Source organism: Loktanella agnita (assembly GCF_046640325.1).
GTDB lineage: Bacteria > Pseudomonadota > Alphaproteobacteria > Rhodobacterales > Rhodobacteraceae > Yoonia > Yoonia agnita.
The window spans coordinates 60,514-80,346 of the sequence record NZ_JBJMBF010000006.1; the positions used below are offsets into that span (position 1 = coordinate 60,514).

Annotated in this window: 17 protein-coding genes; 13 read left to right on the plus strand and 4 right to left on the minus strand. The window is 59.3% G+C overall.

Annotation, left to right across the window (positions count from 1 at the left end):
• The first annotated feature begins 99 nt into the window (after nt 1–99).
• From ACJ5NV_RS08320 to rarD, 6 genes are all read left to right on the plus strand, one after another.
• The gene (locus ACJ5NV_RS08320) at nt 100–1,236 is read left to right on the plus strand and encodes an NADH:flavin oxidoreductase (RefSeq protein WP_411643206.1); all 1,137 of its coding nucleotides are present in this window, start codon (nt 100–102) and stop codon (nt 1,234–1,236) included.
• 129 nt (nt 1,237–1,365) lie between these two features.
• On the plus strand, nt 1,366–1,965 hold the full coding sequence (locus tag ACJ5NV_RS08325) for a superoxide dismutase (RefSeq protein ID WP_411643207.1): 600 nt from the start codon (nt 1,366–1,368) through the stop codon (nt 1,963–1,965).
• 114 nt (nt 1,966–2,079) lie between these two features.
• On the plus strand, nt 2,080–2,271 hold the full coding sequence (locus tag ACJ5NV_RS08330; protein WP_411643208.1) for a hypothetical protein: 192 nt from the start codon (nt 2,080–2,082) through the stop codon (nt 2,269–2,271).
• Nucleotides 2,264–2,716, plus strand: coding sequence for a host attachment family protein (locus ACJ5NV_RS08335; RefSeq protein ID WP_411643209.1), 453 nt, complete (start codon nt 2,264–2,266; stop codon nt 2,714–2,716). Before ACJ5NV_RS08330 ends, ACJ5NV_RS08335 begins: the two co-directional genes overlap by 8 nt.
• 70 nt (nt 2,717–2,786) lie before the next feature.
• Complete coding sequence (locus tag ACJ5NV_RS08340; RefSeq protein ID WP_411643210.1) at nt 2,787–3,758, plus strand: threonine ammonia-lyase; 972 nt, start codon at nt 2,787–2,789, stop codon at nt 3,756–3,758.
• A complete protein-coding gene (rarD, locus tag ACJ5NV_RS08345; protein WP_411643211.1) occupies nt 3,751–4,689 on the plus strand; it encodes an EamA family transporter RarD in 939 nt (312 codons plus the stop codon). Before ACJ5NV_RS08340 ends, rarD begins: the two co-directional genes overlap by 8 nt.
• On the opposite strand, the gene ACJ5NV_RS08350 is transcribed toward rarD, so the two are convergent.
• Nucleotides 4,596–5,153: an LOG family protein gene (locus tag ACJ5NV_RS08350; protein ID WP_411643212.1), complete on the minus strand. Its 558-nt coding sequence runs from the start codon at nt 5,151–5,153 to the stop codon at nt 4,596–4,598. The two genes, rarD and ACJ5NV_RS08350, sit on opposite strands and share 94 nt — an antisense overlap.
• Before the next feature lie 107 nt (nt 5,154–5,260).
• Between ACJ5NV_RS08350 and ACJ5NV_RS08355 the strand changes: the two genes are divergently transcribed.
• The 4 genes from ACJ5NV_RS08355 (at nt 5,261) to ACJ5NV_RS08370 (ending at nt 10,275) form a co-directional block, all read left to right on the plus strand.
• A complete protein-coding gene (locus ACJ5NV_RS08355; RefSeq protein WP_411643213.1) occupies nt 5,261–6,463 on the plus strand; it encodes a LysM peptidoglycan-binding domain-containing protein in 1,203 nt (400 codons plus the stop codon).
• A gap of 64 nt (nt 6,464–6,527) precedes the next feature.
• On the plus strand, nt 6,528–8,348 hold the full coding sequence (locus tag ACJ5NV_RS08360; RefSeq protein ID WP_411643214.1) for an ABCB family ABC transporter ATP-binding protein/permease: 1,821 nt from the start codon (nt 6,528–6,530) through the stop codon (nt 8,346–8,348).
• Between the two features lie 36 nt (nt 8,349–8,384).
• The gene (locus tag ACJ5NV_RS08365) at nt 8,385–8,984 is read left to right on the plus strand and encodes an exopolysaccharide biosynthesis protein (RefSeq protein ID WP_411643215.1); all 600 of its coding nucleotides are present in this window, start codon (nt 8,385–8,387) and stop codon (nt 8,982–8,984) included.
• Nucleotides 8,985–9,078: 94 nt separating this feature from the next.
• Nucleotides 9,079–10,275 (plus strand): multidrug effflux MFS transporter, encoded by a 1,197-nt coding sequence (locus ACJ5NV_RS08370; protein ID WP_411643389.1) that lies wholly within the window; start codon nt 9,079–9,081, stop codon nt 10,273–10,275.
• A 48-nt stretch (nt 10,276–10,323) separates the two neighbouring features.
• Here ACJ5NV_RS08370 and ACJ5NV_RS08375 read toward each other — a convergent pair whose 3' ends face one another.
• Together ACJ5NV_RS08375 and ACJ5NV_RS08380 are read right to left on the minus strand one after the other, a co-directional pair.
• Entirely contained in the window at nt 10,324–14,064 is a 3,741-nt protein-coding gene (locus ACJ5NV_RS08375) for an efflux RND transporter permease subunit (RefSeq protein ID WP_411643216.1), read from the minus strand.
• Nucleotides 14,061–15,290: an efflux RND transporter periplasmic adaptor subunit gene (locus tag ACJ5NV_RS08380; RefSeq protein ID WP_411643217.1), complete on the minus strand. Its 1,230-nt coding sequence runs from the start codon at nt 15,288–15,290 to the stop codon at nt 14,061–14,063. Before ACJ5NV_RS08380 ends, ACJ5NV_RS08375 begins: the two co-directional genes overlap by 4 nt.
• Before the next feature lie 271 nt (nt 15,291–15,561).
• Between ACJ5NV_RS08380 and ACJ5NV_RS08385 the strand changes: the two genes are divergently transcribed.
• Genes ACJ5NV_RS08385 through der form a run of 3 tightly spaced genes read left to right on the plus strand, consistent with a single transcriptional unit; the run spans nt 15,562 to nt 19,040 of the window.
• A complete protein-coding gene (locus ACJ5NV_RS08385; protein ID WP_411643218.1) occupies nt 15,562–16,218 on the plus strand; it encodes a hypothetical protein in 657 nt (218 codons plus the stop codon).
• Between the two features lie 20 nt (nt 16,219–16,238).
• Nucleotides 16,239–17,534, plus strand: a complete 1,296-nt coding sequence (locus ACJ5NV_RS08390) for a PQQ-like beta-propeller repeat protein (protein ID WP_411643219.1) — start codon at nt 16,239–16,241, stop codon at nt 17,532–17,534.
• Nucleotides 17,535–17,582: 48 nt separating this feature from the next.
• Nucleotides 17,583–19,040 (plus strand): ribosome biogenesis GTPase Der, encoded by a 1,458-nt coding sequence (gene der / locus ACJ5NV_RS08395; protein WP_411643220.1) that lies wholly within the window; start codon nt 17,583–17,585, stop codon nt 19,038–19,040.
• Here the strand turns inward: der and ACJ5NV_RS08400 are convergent.
• Nucleotides 19,015–19,737, minus strand: a complete 723-nt coding sequence (locus ACJ5NV_RS08400) for a hypothetical protein (RefSeq protein WP_411643221.1) — start codon at nt 19,735–19,737, stop codon at nt 19,015–19,017. The two genes, der and ACJ5NV_RS08400, sit on opposite strands and share 26 nt — an antisense overlap.
• Nucleotides 19,738–19,833: the final 96 nt, after the last annotated feature.

The window sequence follows — 19,833 nt, forward strand, 5'->3', positions numbered from 1 at the left end:
GGCGGTTTCCTTCAGTTCACCTGGTGCAGAAGTAGTGCCTGATTGAAACCAGGTATGCAAATGATACTTAGTGTCCGAACATGATCAGGAGAAGACCCTATGCCACTCGACCGACCCGCCACCAATGCGGATACTGCGCCGCTGTTCAAACCGTTCAAGCTGGGCGCGCTGGAGCTGAAAAACCGTATCGTCATGGCTCCGATGACACGCGCTATGGCACCGGAGGGTGTGCCGGCACAGGCGCACGCTGACTATTATCAGCGTCGTGCCGCAGGCAATGTCGGGCTGATCCTGTCCGAAGGCACCGTGGTTGACCGCCCGGTTTCGCGTAATGAGCCGGGCATCCCCTTTTTCCATGGTGATGCCGCGCTTGCAGGATGGAAAACCGTGATTGATGCGGTGCATGGGGCAGGGGGCCGCATGGGCCCGCAAATTTGGCACACAGGGTCCACCAGCAGCATGTCCGGATGGGAACAGCCGGGCCCTGTTGAAAGCCCCTCTGGCCTGCTCGCCCCCGACACAGCACGCGGGAACGCGATGACCGAGGATGACATCGCCGCCACGATCGCGGCTTTTGCCAGTGCCGCCGCTGACGCCAAACGGTTAGGCTTTGACGTGGCTGAACTACACGGCGCGCATGGCTACCTGATCGACCAATTCTTCTGGGATGGCACGAATACACGCACAGATCACTGGGGTGGCAAGACGCTGGCGGAACGGTCGCGTTTTGCTGTTGAGATTGTGAAAGCCGTGCGCGCGGCTGTCGGCCCCGATTTCCCGATTCTGCTGCGGTTAAGTCAGTGGAAGCAACAAGATTACAGCGTCCGCCTTGCCCCGACACCCGCCGAGATGGAGGCATGGTTAACGCCGCTGGCCGATGCCGGTGTTGATATCTTTCACTGCTCGCAGCGCCGGTTCTGGGAACCTGAGTTCCCCGAAATCGACGGCGAAGACGGGCTGAACTTTGCTGGCTGGGCCAAAAAGCTGACGGGTAAACCCACGATCAGCGTCGGCTCTGTCGGGTTGGACGGTGATTTCTTTGGTGCCTTCGCCGGGCAAGGGTCCGGGAATGCGGGTATCGAAAGACTACTGACCCGGATGGACCGCGACGAATTTGACCTGATCGCTGTGGGCCGGGTGTTACTGTCTGATCCCAACTGGGCAGAGAAAATCCGCACGGGTGCCACAGATGAACTGATCGCGTTTGAACCGGCCCATCTGCAGCGGCTGACCTAAGGTCAGCCCCCTGCGCGACCCGGCCGAATTCCCGGGTCGTTGCAGGCGCAGTTGTACTTGCACACTTGACAGTGAAAGCGCATGTAACAGGTATCGTGTTAACCTTCCCTAACTTAAAAGAGAGATGAAATGGCTTTTACACTTCCTGACCTTCCATATGCGCATGACGCTCTGGCAGCCAAAGGCATGTCAAAGGAAACGCTCGAATATCACCATGACATCCACCACAACGCCTATGTGATCAATGGGAACAAGGCGATTGAGGGGACCGAATGGGAAGGCAAATCGCTCGAAGACATCATCAAGGGGACTTATGATGCCAACGCAGTGGCGCAATCGGGCATTTTCAACAATATCAGCCAGTTGTGGAACCACAATCAATTCTGGGAAATGATGTCGCCTTCGGACAGCGCTATGCCGTCCGAACTGGAAAGTGCGATCAAGGACAGCTTTGGCTCTGTCGATAAGTTCAAAGATGATTTCAGCGCCGCTGGTGCGGGGCAATTCGGGTCCGGTTGGGCTTGGTTGGTCAAAGACACCGATGGTGGTCTGAAGGTGACCAAGACCGAAAACGGCGTGAACCCTGTCTGCTTTGGTCAAACGGCGCTTTTGGGATGCGATGTGTGGGAACATTCCTATTACATCGACTTTCGCAACAAACGGCCAGCCTATTTGACCAACTTCCTTGATAATCTGGTGAACTGGGAAAACGTCGCAAGCCGCATGTAATCGCGCAGAAATTGCTGTTTATCGGGGCCTGTCACCAGCGGTGGCGGGCCCTTTTCTTTGGAACGAAACAGGGCTGCAAAGGTTGATCTGTCAGAGAAAAATGGAGGCTATAAAATGGCAGATCGTCAACGTTCCCAAGATGGTAAAAAAGAAACTGAAGAAGCGATTGAAAACACAGATCGCAACACTGGTGTGCCCGGTGCTCATGGAAATGGCGAAGATCGTGACCAAGGCCAGACTGGCGTCAGCCATGTCCGCCAAAAGCACGAGGAGATCCCCAAGACCAAGGAGCTTGATAATGACTAAGCTAAAAAACGGCACATGGGTTGTTGTGGCGGATGGTGAAAAAGCCTTGCTGCTGGAAAATGTGACCGACGGCGAAGATCCCAATCTGGAGGTCGTGCGCAAAAAAGAGCAGGACAATCCGTCCGATCTGGAACAATCCGCCAACCGCCCTGGTCGCGTGCATGACAATGGCGTCGGTCAACGATCGGCGCTTGATGATACGGACTGGCATGAGCTGGCCAAAGAACGTTTCGCCATCGAATTGGCTGAACTGCTGTATGGGCACGCACACCGCGCGAACTTCAAAGAGATCGTGCTGGTCGCCGCCCCAAACATTCTAGGCGAGCTGCGAAACCATATTCATCAGGAAGTTTCGTCCAAGGTTGTGGGTGAAATCCCCAAAACACTGACCAATCATCCGCTGGACAAGATCGAAGATATCGTAAAGGCCGATTTGGCTGCCTGAGCCGGTCTGGACATCACCTGACGCCCGTGGGACATCGTTCTGCGGGCGTTTTTTATGGGGGTATGCCGCTGTGACCGGACCAAATTTATCACAGATCAAAGCAGCAGATGCCACGCTGGATCAGGTCACCTTGCGGACCCCGGTCCTGCCTTTGTCGGCGACCCGCTGGGATGATGTGCTGCCTGATTGCGCCGGGGTAACGCTCAAGCTAGAATTGTTTCAGCAAGCCGGATCGTTCAAGGCGCGCGGCGCTTATCTGGGGATCAGCCAACTGACCGACGCGCAGCGTGCGGCAGGCGTTGTGGCCGCAAGCGGTGGCAACCATGCGCTGGCCGTGTCATGGGCCGCGCGCGCAGCAGGCGTGGACGCGTTGATTACCATGCCCCGCGCAACAGACCCTGTGCGGATCACAGGCTGCGAAGCACTGGGCGCGACGGTGCAGCTCTATGACGATATGGTCGCTGCCTTTGCCGCGATGGAACAGGCTGCAGCGGCGGGCAGGGTGCTCATGCACCCCTTTGACGCCCCCCATATGGTGCTTGGGGCGGCCACTTGCGGACTGGAATATTGTGAACAGGCCGCTGATATTGACACTTTCGTGATCCCCATCGGCGGTGGTGGGTTGGTCAGTGGTATGGCCGCTGCGATCAAGCAAATCCGGCCTGATGCTCAGGTGATCGGGGTCGAACCACATGGCGCAGACAGTATGGCGCGCAGTTTTGAGGCGGGCAGCCCTGTGCGGCTTGACCGGGTCGACACCATTGCCGACAGCCTTGGCGCGCCACTGGCCTTGCCTTACAGCTTTGCGGTCGCCCATGCCCATGTGGATCGGATCGTGCGTATCACAGATCAGGATATGCTGACCGCGATGGAAATCTATCAGAAAAACCTGTCAATCATTGCCGAACCAGCCTGCGCCGCATCGCTTGCCGCCATCCGCGGCCCGTTGCAGGACGTGCTGGCCGGACGGCAGGTGGGGATCATCGCCTGCGGGTCGAATATCGGGTTACCGCGATATCAGGAGCTGATGCAGCATGTCTGACAGCACACGAGGCGTTGCAGCCCTGCTTCTGGCCTGCACGGTCTGGGGGTTGTCGCCGCTTTACTATGCGCTGCTGAAACACGTGCCCGCAGCCGAGGTGCTGGCCTATCGCAGCCTGTGGTCGCTGGTTTTCTTTGTGCTGATCCTGCTGGCGCAAGGGCGGCTGGGGCTTGTCAGGCAAGCGATCGCGGGGCGTCAGGTCTGGCTGATCGGGCTGGCGGCGGTGATGATCGCGTCCAACTGGTTTGGCTTTATCTTTGCGATCCAAGCGGGGCACGGCATGGAGGCCTCGCTTGGGTATTATATCTTTCCGCTTGTGGCAGTAATCCTAGGCTGGGCGATTTTCGACGAACGGCTTGGGCGCGCGCAATGGGTAGCCGTTGCGTTGGCCATGCTGGCGGTGGTTGGGTTGACCTGGGGGCTAGGCGTGCCGCCGTGGATCGCGCTGGCGCTGGCGGTGACATTCGGGGCCTATGGGGTGGCCAAAAAGCAGCTGGACCTAGGCCCGGTCGTTTCAGTCACGGCAGAGGTGGTTCTGCTGGCCCCCATCGCCATAGGCTGGTTGGTATTCGCAGGCACGCAGATCGGGGCGGGTACGTGGCAGACGCATGCGCTTTTGGCGCTGTCTGGGCCGCTGACTGCCTCGCCCTTGATCCTGTTCAGCTATGCCGCGCGGCGGGTCCGCATGGCGACGGTGGGCGTGGTGCAATATATCAATCCAACGCTACAATTCGGCTGCGCGGTACTGGTCTTTGGCGAGGTCTTCACTCGGTGGCACGGTATCGCCTTTCCGCTGATCTGGCTGGCACTGGCGATCTATTCTGTCGCGGCAATCCGTCAGGACAGGGCGTCGCGCAGGGTGCTTTCCAGCGCGGTGATATCGGGCACAGTGGTTACAAAGGATAGCACATTGTCACCGGCAAAGCCCTGATCAACCACATGTTGCAATAGCCCTTGTAGCGGATCCCAGAAACCATCCACATTTAACAGGATGATCGGCTTTTCATGCAGTCCAAGCTGCCGCCATGTGAGCACTTCAAAGAATTCATCCAGTGATCCGGCCCCACCGGGCAGAACCACAACAGCATCCGCATTCATGAACATGACCTTTTTGCGCTCATGCATCGTCTCGGTAATCACAAAATGATCCAGATCGCGTTTGCCGACTTCCCAGTCCATCAGATGGGTCGGAATGACGCCGAAAGTCTGCCCGCCCGCTGTCTGCGTCGCGCGGGCCACACGGCCCATCAGACCGACATCTCCGGCACCGTAAACCAAGCGCCACCCGTTGCGGGCGAGCATGTCACCAGTGAATGTCGCTGCCGTGGCATAGGCGGGCTTTCCACCGTCACGTGATCCACAATAGACACAGACGGATTTCAATAGTGTGGTCATTGGGTAACTCTCATGAAGCTTGCTTTGACCGGTCATAGCGGCGTTGCTAAGGTGGCTCAACCGTGTGGCGGGGGAATGGCCGATTTGGTGCGGTAAAGGGGAATTTTGTGTCTGACGAAACGCAAACAAAGACGGGGCTGGCCGTTCTTGGCGGGGCTGCGGCGCTTGCGCTGGCTGTCGGGATAGCGCTGTTCCTGACTGCACCCGATACCGCAAACCTGCCCGCTGACGACGAACAGCCCGCGAGTCTGGCCGTAGATATTCAAGCGCCGGAGCTACCGACCCCGTCGACCGACATCCTGCCCGCGCCAAGCTTTGACACCTTCCGGGTTGAACCCGACGGGCGCATGGTGGTCGCAGGGCGTGCGTCACCCAACCAGGTCATCGCGATCATGCTGGCAGGGGACGTGCTGGAACGCGTCACCGCCGAAAGCAACGGCAGCTTTGTCGCCTTTCCCTCGGCTGGCCCATCGGACCTGCCTCGGCGTCTTTATTTGCTGGCCGACCCAGAGGGGAACGCCGTGCAATCAGAGACAAGCTATATCGTGGCCCCGATTGCCCCGCCACAGGTTGCATCGGCTGATTTGCCCGATACCGGCCCTGTCACGCCAGAACTGCCTGACGCTGGATTGACGACAACTTTGCCGGATGATCCGCGCGTAATTGCCGATGGCGCGCTTGACGCAGCCACCGCGCGCGCCGTGCCCGAAAGCGATACCGCCGCAGCGACCCTCCCGACAGAGCCAGCAGCACCCACTGTCCTGCAAGCCGATGCCGAAGGCATCCGCGTGGTGCAGAGCGCGCCGCAGCTCAACGCCCCGGCTGTGCCTGAAAATGTCGCACTCGATGCGATCACCTATGATCCCGAAGGCGAAGTGCAGTTATCTGGCCGCGCCACAAGCGATGGCGACGTGCAGGTCTATCTAGACAATCAGCCGCTTGTAACCTCGGGGATCAGCGATCAGGGCGAATTCCGTATCGACTTGCCGGAGATTGATACCGGCGTCTATACGCTGCGCATTGATGAGCTTGATGCAGAAGGCGATGTCGTCTCGCGGATAGAAACCCCATTCAAGCGCGAAGAACCCGCCGAGGTCGCGGCTGTCATGGCCAATGAAACCGCGCAGCCGGGCTTCGAGGTTGGCGTGCGCACGGTGCAGCCCGGCGCGACCCTTTGGGCGATAGCCGAGGAGAACCTCGGCGATGGAATATTCTATGTCGAAGTTTACGCGGCCAATGCCGATCTGATCCGCGATCCGGATCTGATCTACCCCGGCCAGATTTTCCGCATCCCGGAAATCAATCAATAGCGGCATGCGACTGGTTCTTGGGGCTGCAACACCATAGGTAGGACTCTGTTAGCCGGAGTTCCTGATGCGTCGCCTGTCCAAAACCGCTGCCAATTTTGATAATACCAAGATCCAGGGATGGGCGGTGATCCGTCGGGTGATCCCTTATCTCTGGCCAGCGGGGCAGGCTTGGGTCAAGCGGCGCGTGGTCTTGGCATTACTGGTGTTGCTGCTGGCCAAGCTGATCGCGGTCAGCACGCCGCTGTTTTACAAACAAGCGGTCGATGCGCTTGCCCCGGAAACGGCGAGCGCAGCCACGTTCCTTGGGTTTGGCGCGGTCGGGCTGACGCTGGCCTATGGGGTCGCACGGTTGATGAATGTGGGCTTTCAGCAGTTGCGCGACGTGATCTTCACGCGGGTCGGGCAGCGCGCCCTGCGCCAGCTGGCGCTTGAAACCTTCACTCATATTCACCGCCTGTCGATGCGCTATCACATCACGCGCAAGACTGGCGGGCTGAGCCGGATTATAGAGCGCGGGGTCAAAGGCGTCGATTTCCTGCTACGTTTTTTGCTGTTCAGCATGGGGCCGCTTTTGCTGGAACTGCTGCTAATCTCCGCCATTCTCTTTTTCCTGTTCGATGTCTGGTATCTGGCCGTGGTGGTGCTGACCATCGCGCTGTACGTCCTTTTCACCTTCAAGGTAACCGAATGGCGGGTGCGCATTCGCAAGGTGATGAATGATCAGGACACGGATGCAAACCAAAAGGCGATTGATAGCCTGCTGAACTTCGAGACGGTCAAATATTTCGGTGCTGAGAAATGGGAGGCGGACCGCTACGACGCGGCCATGGCCCAATATGAAACCGCCGCCGTTAGAACCAACTATTCACTGGCATTCTTGAATTTCGGCCAGTCCTGCCTGATCACCGGGGGGCTGGTGATTGTCATGGTCATGGCCGCCATTGGGGTGCAAAACGGTGACCTGACCGTCGGCGATTTCGTCATGGTCAACGCCTATATGATCCAGATCACCATGCCGCTGAATTTTCTGGGCACCGTCTACCGTGAAATCCGGCAGGCGCTGATCGACATGGCGGATATGTTCCACCTGCTTGAACAACCGGCCGAGGTGAAGGACAAGCCGGATGCGCCTGATTTGCAGGTCAGCGGTGGGCGGGTCAGCCTGCAAAATGTGGCGTTCGGCTACGAGGCGGAGCGCGCCATTTTGAAAGGCATAGACCTAGAGGTGGCACCGGGGCAGACCGTCGCGATTGTCGGCTCTTCTGGTTCGGGCAAATCGACCATCGGGCGGCTGTTGTTCCGGTTCTATGATGTCAGTTCCGGTGCACTGTTGATCGACGGGCAGGATGTGCGTGATGTCACCCAAGACAGCCTGCACGCGCAGATCGGTGTCGTCCCGCAGGATACGGTGCTGTTCAACGACACCGTGCATTACAACATCGCCTATGGGCGCCCCACTGCATCCGAGGCAGAGATTATCGCCGCCGCCAAAGCTGCCAAAATCCATGATTTCATCGCCAGCCTGCCACTGGGCTATCAGACAACGGTGGGTGAACGCGGGCTGAAGCTGTCAGGCGGGGAAAAGCAACGGGTCGGTATTGCCCGCACCTTGCTAAAGAACCCGCCGATCCTGTTGCTGGATGAAGCCACCAGCGCGCTGGATACCGACACAGAGCGCGATATTCAGGCAGAGCTGAAAGCGATGGGCGAAGGGCGTACCGTAATCACCATCGCCCATCGCCTTTCCACCATTGCCGATGCGGACCGGATCATCGTGCTGGAAAACGGTGCGATCGTAGAGCAGGGACAGCACGCAGAGCTGTTGGCACAGGGCGGGCGCTATGCCCAGCTATGGAACCGTCAGTCCGATGATGCGTTGGAATGAGGTAAGCACAGCAAACAGCGCGCAGGCGGAAAATTTATGACAGCTTCAGCACCGGTCACACAGATTGTGGATACATTGGGCGACGCCACTGAAAGCGGCCCTATGAAAGCCGGTGACCTTGTCGAAACGTTCGGCCGGTCGGCAGTGCCCCCGGTGCTAATCGTACCTGGCTTGCTTGTCGCATCACCGCTCAGCGGTATCCCCCTGTTTTCGTCTTTCTGTGGTTTCCTGATATTCCTGATTGCCATTCAAGGTGCGGTGGGCCGCGACTATCTGTGGTTGCCGGGCATTCTGACCCGGCGCACAGTCCCGGTCGAGCGCACGCATAACGCAGCGCAAAAGATGCGCAAGGTCGCCGGATTTCTGGACAAGATCACCCGCGAACGGCTGCAATGGCTGGTGCGCCGCCCGATGACACGGGTGCTCTACCTGATTTGCGGTCTCGCAGCGCTAAGCATCCCATTCCTTGAATTGGTGCCTTTCATGTCCAGCATCATCGGATTTGGTGTGGCTCTGATCGCGGTGGCGATCCTTGCAGGCGATGGGTTGGTCGCGATCTTTGGTCTGACCGTCTTTGCGGTGGCGTCGGTGATCCCGTTTTTCATTATTTCGACGGTGTCTGCCGGTCTCGGCTAAGCAAGGCAGCACGCGCCAACAGACTGCATTGCCATTGTCACATTGCGGGCATAGGACGCAGGGAGCATTCGTGTTGAAAGGCTCCCAAATGTCCATGTTCCGCGCGGCCCTTATTCTGGGTCTCCTTTCTGCTGTCGGTCCGTTTGCGATCGACATGTATCTGCCTGCTATGCCCGCCATTGCCGCAGGGCTGCAAGCGGATGTCGCAGCGGTGCAAGCCACGCTGACCGCCTATTTTGTGGCCTTCGGCATCGCGCAATTGTTCTATGGGCCTTGGGCGGATCAGGTGGGGCGCAAGATGCCGCTTTATGCCGGGATCGCGATATTCACCTTAGCGACTATCGGTTGTGCGATTGCCTCCAGCATCACAATGCTGATTGTTTTCCGCGCCATACAAGGGTTGGGCGGTGCCGTACTGATGGTCGTGCCGCGTGCGGTCATCCGCGATATGCACACCGGCCCGGCGGCGACACGGCTGATGGCGATGGTGATGCTTGTGATCTCGGTTTCGCCCATGCTGGCGCCGCTCGCTGGTGCCGGGCTGATCACCATCGGTGACTGGCGTCTGATCTTTTGGGTGCTGACCGTGGCGGCGTTGCTGAGCCTTGGGCTGACGGCGACTGCGCTGCCCGAGACATTGCCGCAGGACAAGCGCGTACCGGTCAATGTCCGAAACCTGCTGCGTGGGGCAAAGGTGCTGCTGCGGGATCCGGTTTTCATGGGGCTGACGCTGGTCGGCGGCTTCGGCTTCTCCAGCTTCATGGTGTTCATTGCCAGCGCGTCATTCGTCTATACTGGCCAGTTCGGGCTCAGCCCGGCGGGCTTTAGCCTTGCTTTTGCAGTTAACGCGATTGGGTTCTTCGCGGCCTCCCAAGCTGCCGGACCAATGGGAGAGCGTTACGGCGTTCTGCCCGTGATCCGGTTGGCGGTGATCGGCTTTGCCGCCTTCGCTATCGCGCTTTTTGCACTGGTCTGGGCTGGGATCGGTGGGTTGCCGGTGATCATCGGCGGGTTGTTCCTCGCCAATGCTTGCCTGGGGCTGATCATCCCGACCACGATGGTTATGGCGCTCGACCCCCATGGCGATATCGCGGGACTTGCCTCGTCATTGGGTGGCACGCTTCAGATGGTGACAGGCGGCGCGATGGTTGTGGTGACGGGGCTGTTCTTTGATGGCACTGCCTTGCCGATGGTGGGGGCGATTGCGCTCTGTGCGGTGCTGACGCTGATGCTCGCGCTGCGCACCGTCGCGGTCATGCAGCACAACGATGCCAAACTGGCAGAGGGATAATTTCGAATGAAACCGCGCCACCTGATGATGGCGCGGTTGATGCGCTGATTACTCTGCGGCTTGGACCGATGGTTCCAACCGCAGCGGGGCGGTTGTCTCGCCTTCGGTCCAGATAATCTCTGACGATTTGATGCGGCGCGCCTGCCGGGCCAGCGCCCAGTCACGCGCCGCGCGACTGCCCCGGCCCAGTGACAGTTTGGCCAGTAATTGCGCAAGCCATTGCACATAGGTGACAAACCAAACCCGCACGGCCAGCATCGACGGGGTAAAGATTAGCGTCAGGACCGTTGCGATCCCCAGACCAAACACAACAGCGGTGGCCAGTTGTTTCCACCAAAGCGCGGTAGGGCTGTCGATCGAATAGCCGCCATTCATGAAATCAAGGCTAAGCCCGAACATCATTGGTGCAAGACCGGCCATCGTGGTGATCGTGGTCAGCAGCACCGGACGGATACGCGATTCCGCGGTGCGGGTGATCGCCTCGATCCGGGGCATGTAGCGGCTGTATTCCTGATAGGTATCAATCAAGATGATATTGTTGTTCACCACAATACCCGCCAGCGCGACGATCCCCGTGCCGGTCATGATGATGGAAAACGCCTGATCCATCACGAGCATCCCGACCAGCGATCCGGCGGTCGACATCACCACGGCGACAAGCACCAGCAACGCATTATAGACGCTGTTGAACTGGGCCAGCAGGATGATGAACATCAACCCAAGCGCACCGGCAAAGGCTTTGCCAAGGAAGGCGCTCGATTCTGCCTGATCTTCCTGATCGCCGGTCCATTCCCAAGCGATCCCGCTCGCAAACGGATCGGTCTCCAGCCATTCGGTCAGTTGCGTAATGCGTTCATTGGGATTGATGAGCACCTCGCTCAGGGTGTCATCCGCAATCAACGCAGTCAGCTCTGCCTCGGTCATGTCGCTTTGCAGGTTGATGATATCGTAGCGTGCGGCGCCTGTGGCGTCTTCATCGGCGATCCGGGCCACGGCCACTGTGTCGCCGTCGGATTGCAGGCTGACCAGACCGGTCGCGACACCCGCCTTTACATCGAAATACCGCTTCTGATCGACACGGCTGATTTCGGCCAGCTTTTCCACCGGCGTGCGCGTGATGAAATTCGCCAGCGGAACAAGCCCCTGATTGGTGCGGACCCGCAAGGTATCAAGCGTCGACAGCACCCGGTCCTGTTCGGGCAGACGTACACGAATCTCGATCTCTTCGTCCGAGCTATCCACCCGCATTGTATCGAGCAAGATACCGCGCGTGACCATCTGCACCATCGCCCCAACGGTGGCTACATCAGCCCCATAACGGCCGGCCTTTTCGACATCTACGTCAATTTGCCAGTCGATACCGGGCAGGGGCAGCGTGTCTTCGATGGTGATCAGCCCGGGGGTCTGTTCGAACCGGGCACGCGCGGCAGCAGTGGCGGCTAGCAGCGCATCCCAGTCATCGCTTTTCAGGCGCAGATGCACTGGCTTGGCAGAGGCCGGACCTTGGGCAAGGTTCAACGTCTCAAACTGAATACCGGGGATACTTTGCAGCGCCTCTCCCAGATTGGCCATCACGGTATCGCCATCGAAATCGGGATCAACGTTGGTTGATGTCCAGGGAATGAAGCCCAACAAGCGGGTCTTCTGCGCCACGGTTGGGCGATCCTCCCACGGGATCAGTTCCAGTTGCAATTGGCCGATTGCGTCACCAGGTCCTTCGGCCCCGCCCGTATTGGAGTTCAGCCCGCCGCTGCCCGCAAAGGCAAAGACACTTTGCACACCCGGTGTCGCCAATGCGATCTCTTCGGCTTGTTGCAGAAGGGCGTCCTTTTCCGTCAGGCTCAGGTTGCCGCGTGCCTGCACATAGACAATCGCCTGTTCCGGCTCGGATTCAACAAAGAATTCCACGCCATTATTGTTCGCGCCGTAGTACCCAAAGACCGAAACGACGAAAAACACGACACCGCCCACCGCGACCAGCGGCATGATCGGGTTACCGACGATCAAATGCATCAGGCTGCCGAATGGCGTGCGCCGATACCCCCCGGTGACCTTGGCCGCACTGCGTTCGATCCGGGCCGCGCCCATGGTGATCGACATTAGCGTGGCCCCGACCAGAAACAGAACCATCCCGGGGAGGGAGGCCATAAATCCGTCAGTCTGTACCGCCTCGCCAGAGAAATATGCAGGATTCAGCGTCAGCATCGCGCCTACGAAAACAAGCAGGATCGCGGGCAACACCAGCAGCGCGCAGACGACAACAGGCAACCGCGCCCGCAACGCATCAGACATCCGTGCGAAGAATCGTGTCATGCGCCCCGTCACACCACCCATCACCGGCAGGTAGATCAGCGCCACCACAAGCGAGGCACAAAGCACAAAGATCAGCGTAACGGGCAGCATGCCCATGAATTCCCCCGGAACACCCGGCCAGAACAGCATCGGCAGAAAGGCGCAAAGCGTTGTCGCCGTGGATGATATGATCGGCCAGAACATGCGCTTAGCAGCATCCACATAGGCGTGCATCGGGCCGACACCTTCGCTGATCCGTTTGTCAGCGTATTCCACTACCACAATGGCCCCGTCGACGAGCATCCCAACAGCCAGAATCAAGCCGAACATCACGATATTGGAAATACTGATCCCCATGATCGCCAGCAGGGCAAAGCACAGCAGGAACGACGTCGGAATCGCGAACCCGACCAGCAGGGCAGGGCGGGGACCAAGGGCTGCAAGGATCACAATCATAACCAGCGCGACGGCGGTCAACACCGACCCTTCCAACTGGCTGACCATAGAGGCCACGTTGCGCGACTGATCGTTTGAGGTGCCAACCTGAATGGCGGCCTGCAGTTCGGGCGACCAATTGGCGCGTTCCTGTTCCACGACCTCTCTGATCAAAGCGGCGGTGTCGATCAGGTTAAACCCCTTGCGCTTGACCACCTGCAAGGCGACCGTGTTCACCCCGTTAAAGCGGGCGATGCCGGACCGATCCTCAAACGTCAGGCGAATCGTGGCCAGATCTCCCAGCGTGATCACACTGTCACCATTTGTCTTGACCGGCAGGTTGTAGATGTCCTGCGGATCATCAAAGGATGAAGGGATCTTGACCGCAAAGGTCCCCTGACGGGTCTCGACCTCGCCCGCCGCAATCAGCAGGTTGTTGTTGGTCACCACGCCAATCAGTTCCCCGGCGGTGACATTATATGCTTCCAGCTTCAGCGGGTCGATTTCGACCTCAAGCATTTCGTCGCGGGTGCCCGCCAGCCCGGCCTCCAGCACCGCATCAAGGCTTTCGATCTCATCCTGCAGGTCCTTGGCCACGCGGATCAGGGTGCGTTCGGGTACGTCACCAGTCAGGTTGACAATGATGATCGGGAATTCTGAAAAGTTGATTTCATTGATCGAATATTGATCCGCGCCAGCGGGAAACTGTCCCTCTGCATTATTCATGGCAGACCGGATATCGGCCAGAATTTTCGTCTTATCCCAGCCGAATTCGAATTCCAGCGCCACCCCGGCATAACCTTCGGCAGCGGTGGCGGACATGGTTTTCAACCCATCCAGATCGGACAGTTCTGTTTCCATCGGGCGAACAAGGAGCGTCTCGCTATCGGCGGCAGAGATGCCCGGGAAAGGGACAGATACGAAAATTGCAGGAATTTCGATATCAGGCTCGCCCTCTTTGGGTAGACCCACATAGGCCATCGCGCCTGCTGCAAGGGACAGCAGGATAAAGGCAATCACCATCCGGGCGCGTGATGCGGCCCAGTCAACCAGCCCGCTCATCCTTTTGTCTCCGTGAATGCCGGTGCGACATGCACGCCTTCGGTAACATACTCCTGCCCCACGGTGATGATATCGACGGTGTCTGGCAGGCCGGTGACCCAGACGCCGTCCACTGTATCGCGCAACAGTGTGACGGGCATGAATGCAGCAACGTTGTTTTCATCAATGATGCGCACGCCCAAGACGCCGTTATCATCCAACGTCAGCGTAGACTGGTTGATCAGATGCGCCGTGCGCCCGGCAGAGGCGACCATGATTTCGGCGGTTTGCCCATCGCTGATATCTGCGTCGTCGTTGCGAACCGTGACCTCAACCCGGAAGGTCCGGGTTTGCTCGTCGGCGCTGCGCGATAGAAACGTGACCTGTCCTCGCACTTCTTGTCCGGTCGCAAGCCGCGCACCCGCCATGGCGCCGATGGTAATCTTGCCGATATCCGTTTCAGGCACAAAACCAACCAATTTGATCGGGCTCAGCTGGATAATCGTGGCACAAGGGCTGCCCGGTTGCATAAGCGCGCCCAGTTCGGCGGTGTCGGTTTCCAGCAGACCGGAAAACGGTGCGGTGATTGTTAGTCGCTCAATTTCACGGTCTGCCGAGGCCACTGCGGCTTGGGCTGCTTCAATCCCCGCTTCCGCAGAGGCAATCGCCGAATGCGCCCGCTCAACACCCGCTGTTGCGGCGTCCATCGCTGCCTGCGCGCTGACAAGGCGGGTTTCAGAGGCAAAGCCGCCTTGTGACAATTGGCTTGCAGCGTTCAGGTTGATTTCAGCCTCACGAACACGGGCATTCGCCTCGGTCAGGCCGGCCTCTGCTTCGGGGACACGACCCTGTGCTTCGGTCAGCCGCGCGCGCGCCTCGGCTAGTGATGCCTGCCGGGTTCCGGGGTCAAGCTGGCAAAGCGCGTCTCCGACCGCGACAGATGACCCCTTGCGCAGTGGCTCTGAAATCACCAGCCCCGATGTTTCCGCAGCCACGGTCACCTGACGCGCGGCTTCGGTCCGGCCGCGCAGAATGACAGCGCTGTCAACGGTTTGTGCGGTGGAATGCACAGCTACAACCCCAACGCCCGCAGGGGCGTCCCGTGCTGTACCCTGACTATTTTCCGCGCTCACGGGGTCTTCTATCGGCTCGGCACCTGCAAAACCCATCAGGCTGTCGCGCTCAAAAACAAAGAAATACAGTATGGCGGATACCAGTACGGCGGTTATCACGGGAACAATTTTCATGTCGTAACCTTTCGAAACGCCATAGTCTGGAACCACGACGCGCGATGCTTATATTGCATTCAGTACGCATGGATTGACCATGAGGATCAGAATTCGCACTAAACTATTCGGTTCAGTTTACCCTTTACGTAAGGTTCAGGCAAGATCACTTTTCTGCGTTGCCGCATAAGCTTGCGCAGCTGCAGCGTCCTCAGCCCTTGTTCATCCTGCATGCTTCAAGATAAGAAAGCGCAAACAGGATTTCGCATCCAGCGTTCAATCGGGGGCATAGGTGAGCAACTCGGACAGTTTTATCGACGAAGTGGCGGACGAAGTCCGGCGTGACAAGCTTTATGGTTATCTGCGCCGCTATGGCTGGATTGCCGTACTATGTGCGCTGGCATTGGTTGGCGCAGCGGCGTGGAATGAATACAGCAGCGCGCAAGACCGTGCGACCGCCGAAGCAACCGGCGACGCCATCCTTGCCGCGCTGCAAGAGGACGCGCCAGAGGCGCGGGCAGAGGCGATTGCCACGGTTTCCGCAGACGGCGATGCTGCTGCGGTCATCGCGCTTTTGCAAGCTGCCACGCAGGAAGAGGCAGGCGATGCCGCCGCTGCGGCCGCTACGCTGGAAAACCTCGCTGCCGATCCGGCGGCCCCGGCAATTTACCGCGATCTTGCGGCGTTCAAGGCGGCTATGCTGCCCACCGATGATGTCGACGCACGCCTCGCCGCGCTGGAATCACTTGCGATGCCCGGCCAGCCTTTCCGCCTGCTGGCAATGGAACAGATGGCCTATGTCTCGCTCGACGCGGGCGATACGGAGGCTGCCATCGCGATGCTGCGCAGTCTGGTCGAAGATGCCGCCGTGTCGCGAAGCTTGCAGGATCGGGTGCAAACCCTGATGGTGGCGCTGGGCGAACCGCTTCCTGAAGCGGCGACACAATAGTCTTGGGATTGGACCGGGTTTTGACAGTGAGAACATTCATCGGTGTGAGCCTGGCGCTGGGTCTGCTGAGCGCTTGCGGCGAAGACGACGTGATCCTACCCGGTGAGCGTTTCAACCTGCGTGAAACCCCTGTGCTGGCCAATATCGTGCGGCCCATCGCGTTGCCTGCGGCGCAGGCCAATGCGAATTGGACCCACCCCAACGGCGGCCCGGATCACCAGATTTCGCACCCTGCGCTGGGGGCTGCTCTGACGCCCGTGTTTACGGCTGATATCGGGCAAGGCGACAGCCGCCGTGCCCGGATCACATCGGCCCCAGTTGTGGCCGATGGGGTGATTTACACCGTTGATGCACGCGCGACCGTCACCGCGACCAGCACGTCTGGTGAAACACTTTGGTCCCGCGATCTGACACCCAGCCGCGATAACGCGACCGACGCCTCTGGCGGCGCGGTCAGCGTGGGTGGTGGCAATGTTTATGTCGCAACCGGCTTTGGCGAAATCACAGCGCTTGATGCGGCCAGCGGGCAAGTGCGCTGGGTGCAGGATCTGGATGCACCGGCTAATGCCGCGCCCACTGTTGTCGGCGATCTGGTTTATGTGGTCGCACGCGACAGCACCGCTTGGGTACTGGACACGACAAACGGGCGGGTGCGCTGGCAGGTGAATGGCACGCCTTCGGATGCAAATTTCGGCGGTGGCGCGTCGCCTGCTGTCAATAATGACATCGCTGTGCTGCCTTTCCCATCGGGTGAAGTCGTCGCGACCTTCCCCCAAGGGGGCACCCGTCGCTGGTCAAGCGTCGTCTCTGGCGACCGGCTGGGGCGCGCGGCGTCGCTGATCAACGATATCGCGGGTGATCCGGTTATCGTCGGAAACCGGGTCTATGTGGGGAATTTCGGCGGGCGCGTTGTCTCGCTTGATACCTTCGATGGCAGCCGTGTCTGGACCGCAGCCGAAGGGGCGATCAGCCCGGTTTGGCCGGTGGGCGATGCGGTATTCCTGATCAATGACGTGAACGAATTGGTGCGGCTGGATGCCGCCAGTGGCCTGTCAATCTGGCGCATATCATTGCCCGACTTGATCGAGGCACGGACAGCACGCCAAAAGCGCGTGGTCGCCAACTACGGGCCGGTACTGGCGGGCGGGCGGCTGATTGTGGCCTCCTCTGACGGGTTGATCCGACAGTTCGATCCCACATCTGGTGCTCTGATCGGCACTATTGATCTTCCCGGCGGCGCGGCATCTGCCCCGGTCGTGGCGGGTCAGACCCTTTATGTTGTCAGCAAAACAGGGCAATTGCACGCTTTCCGTTAAGCACCAATTGGTGTAGGGCCGCGTTTCAGTTGCGTCAGGAGCGTTCCGATGTCCTTTACCCTCGCCATTGTGGGGCGGCCCAATGTGGGCAAATCCACCCTGTTCAACCGGCTGGTTGGGAAAAAGCTCGCGCTGGTCGATGATCAGCCCGGTGTTACGCGCGATCTGCGCGAAGGCGAAGGGCGGCTGGCCGACCTGCGCTTTACGGTGATCGACAGCGCCGGTCTGGAAGAGGCGACCGATGACAGTCTGCAAGGGCGGATGCGGCGCCTGACCGAACGCGCGGTGGAAATGGCCGATGTCTGTCTTTTCATGATCGACGCGCGCGCCGGTGTACTGCCCGCGGACGAGGTCTTTGCCGATATCCTGCGCAAGAAAAACGCCAACGTAATCCTCGCCGCCAACAAGGGCGAAGGACGGGCGGCGGATGCCACGATTCTCGAAGCTTTCTCACTGGGCTTGGGCGAACCGATCCGGATGTCTGCCGAACATGGCGAAGGTCTGGGAGAGCTGATGGACGTGCTGCGCCCAATCTCTGACGCGCACGAAGAACGTGCGGCGGCCGATGCGCCGGAAACCGATGTGGATGTGGGCGAAGACGACGAAGACGCCCCGCGTATTCCAACCCGCGCCAAACCGTTGCAAATTGCGGTTGTAGGCCGCCCGAACGCAGGAAAATCGACTCTGATCAACAAGATCATTGGAGAAGAGCGGCTGCTGACCGGGCCAGAGGCGGGCATCACCCGGGATGCGATTTCCGTCCAGCAAGACTGGGGCGGCGTGCCGATGCGGATTTTCGACACCGCAGGCATGCGCAAAAAGGCCAAGGTGCAGGAAAAGCTGGAAAAACTATCCGTCTCGGACGGGCTGCGCGCGGTCAAATTCGCCGAGGTCGTGGTTGTTCTGCTCGACGTTGAAATACCCTTTGAACAGCAGGATCTGCGGATCGCCGATCTGGCCGAGCGTGAAGGGCGCGCTGTCGTTGTCGCCGTGAACAAATGGGACACAGAGGACGATAAGCAGGACAAGCTGAAAGAGCTGAAGCAATCGTTTGAGCGGCTCTTGCCACAGCTGCGCGGTGCGCCACTGGTGACGGTGTCCGCCAAGACAGGCAAGGGCCTAGATCGTTTGCAGCAGGCGATCATGCGGGCGCATGATGTCTGGAACCGGCGTGTGACCACCGCCCACCTGAACCGCTGGATGATCGGCATGCTGGAACAGCACCCGCCGCCCGCACCGGGGGGCAAGCGGATCAAGATGCGCTATATGACCCAGGTCAAAACGCGTCCGCCTGCATTTGTGGTGATGACATCGCACCCCGACGCGGTGCCCGAAAGCTATAAACGCTATCTGGTCAACGGGTTGCGCGAGGATTTCGACATGCCCGGCACGCCAATCCGGCTCTACCTCCGCGATCAAGGGGAAAAGAACCCCTATAAGGATAAAAAATCGTCCCAGCCATCGCGCCTGTCAAAGCACCTTAAGAAGGGACCGTCTGACCGGTAGAGCGGGCCATGATCGCCAAGCCGGTCAGCACGAATATACCTGCCGCCGCCAGTAGCGATACAGTCCATGTGGTCAAGCCGTTGGCGGCAATGATGCCCGCCAGCGCCCATACCACGGCAAGCGCGTAGGGCAGGGATGCGGTCCGGATCAGCACCGCCATTGCGACAATCAGCGCGCCGATAATCCCGATATAGGCCCATCCGATTGCGTCTGTCACAATGCCAAACCCGGCAGCGGTACTGCCAAGCGACACGAATGATGCGGCGGTCAGCCAGCCCGCATAAAGCCCGACCGGCGCCTGCAACCACCAGAAGTCTGATGTCGGTGTCCGCCAAAGCGCAGCAATCGCGCTGGCCGCCATCACAAAGATCAGGATCGTTGCGAGGATTGCATTGGCATTTGCAATTGCAAGCCACGGTGTGCCGACCAGAAGACTGATAATCAACGCTGGGCGCACCCTATCCCATTGCGGATCATCGCCCCGCTGCAACAGCCCATAAACGGCTGAGACCATAAGCCAAGTATAAATCACCCCCCAGATCGAAAATGCATAGCCCGCAGGCTGCACGGGGGGATCGATTTGTGGGACGGGCAATTGATCAGCGCGAAACCCGCTAAAAGGGTCGGTCAGTAAGGGGGCTATAACGAATGTCAGCGTGACGATCAGGGTGAGGACGGCGAGGATATGCTTTTTCATAGCGTAGCAACTTTCTGCAGGGCAGGTCGGTTCCACGATACTTGTATCCGGGTCAGGAAAAACAGACTTGCTGCGACTCTGCCGTAACGTCAGCAT

Excerpts from the sequence above, each read along its gene's own strand:
- ACJ5NV_RS08320 (WP_411643206.1), top strand. The coding sequence starts at position 100 with ATGCCACTCGACCGACCCGCCACCAATGCGGATACTGCGCCGCTGTTC.
- ACJ5NV_RS08325 (WP_411643207.1), top strand. The coding sequence starts at position 1,366 with ATGGCTTTTACACTTCCTGACCTTCCATATGCGCATGACGCTCTGGCA.
- ACJ5NV_RS08330 (WP_411643208.1), top strand. The coding sequence starts at position 2,080 with ATGGCAGATCGTCAACGTTCCCAAGATGGTAAAAAAGAAACTGAAGAA.
- ACJ5NV_RS08335 (WP_411643209.1), top strand. The coding sequence starts at position 2,264 with ATGACTAAGCTAAAAAACGGCACATGGGTTGTTGTGGCGGATGGTGAA.
- rarD (WP_411643211.1), top strand. The coding sequence starts at position 3,751 with ATGTCTGACAGCACACGAGGCGTTGCAGCCCTGCTTCTGGCCTGCACG.
- ACJ5NV_RS08350 (WP_411643212.1), bottom strand. The coding sequence starts at position 5,153 with ATGACCACACTATTGAAATCCGTCTGTGTCTATTGTGGATCACGTGAC.
- ACJ5NV_RS08360 (WP_411643214.1), top strand. The coding sequence starts at position 6,528 with ATGCGTCGCCTGTCCAAAACCGCTGCCAATTTTGATAATACCAAGATC.
- ACJ5NV_RS08365 (WP_411643215.1), top strand. The coding sequence starts at position 8,385 with ATGACAGCTTCAGCACCGGTCACACAGATTGTGGATACATTGGGCGAC.
- ACJ5NV_RS08370 (WP_411643389.1), top strand. The coding sequence starts at position 9,079 with ATGTTCCGCGCGGCCCTTATTCTGGGTCTCCTTTCTGCTGTCGGTCCG.
- ACJ5NV_RS08375 (WP_411643216.1), bottom strand. The coding sequence starts at position 14,064 with ATGAGCGGGCTGGTTGACTGGGCCGCATCACGCGCCCGGATGGTGATT.
- ACJ5NV_RS08380 (WP_411643217.1), bottom strand. The coding sequence starts at position 15,290 with ATGAAAATTGTTCCCGTGATAACCGCCGTACTGGTATCCGCCATACTG.
- der (WP_411643220.1), top strand. The coding sequence starts at position 17,583 with ATGTCCTTTACCCTCGCCATTGTGGGGCGGCCCAATGTGGGCAAATCC.
- ACJ5NV_RS08400 (WP_411643221.1), bottom strand. The coding sequence starts at position 19,737 with ATGAAAAAGCATATCCTCGCCGTCCTCACCCTGATCGTCACGCTGACA.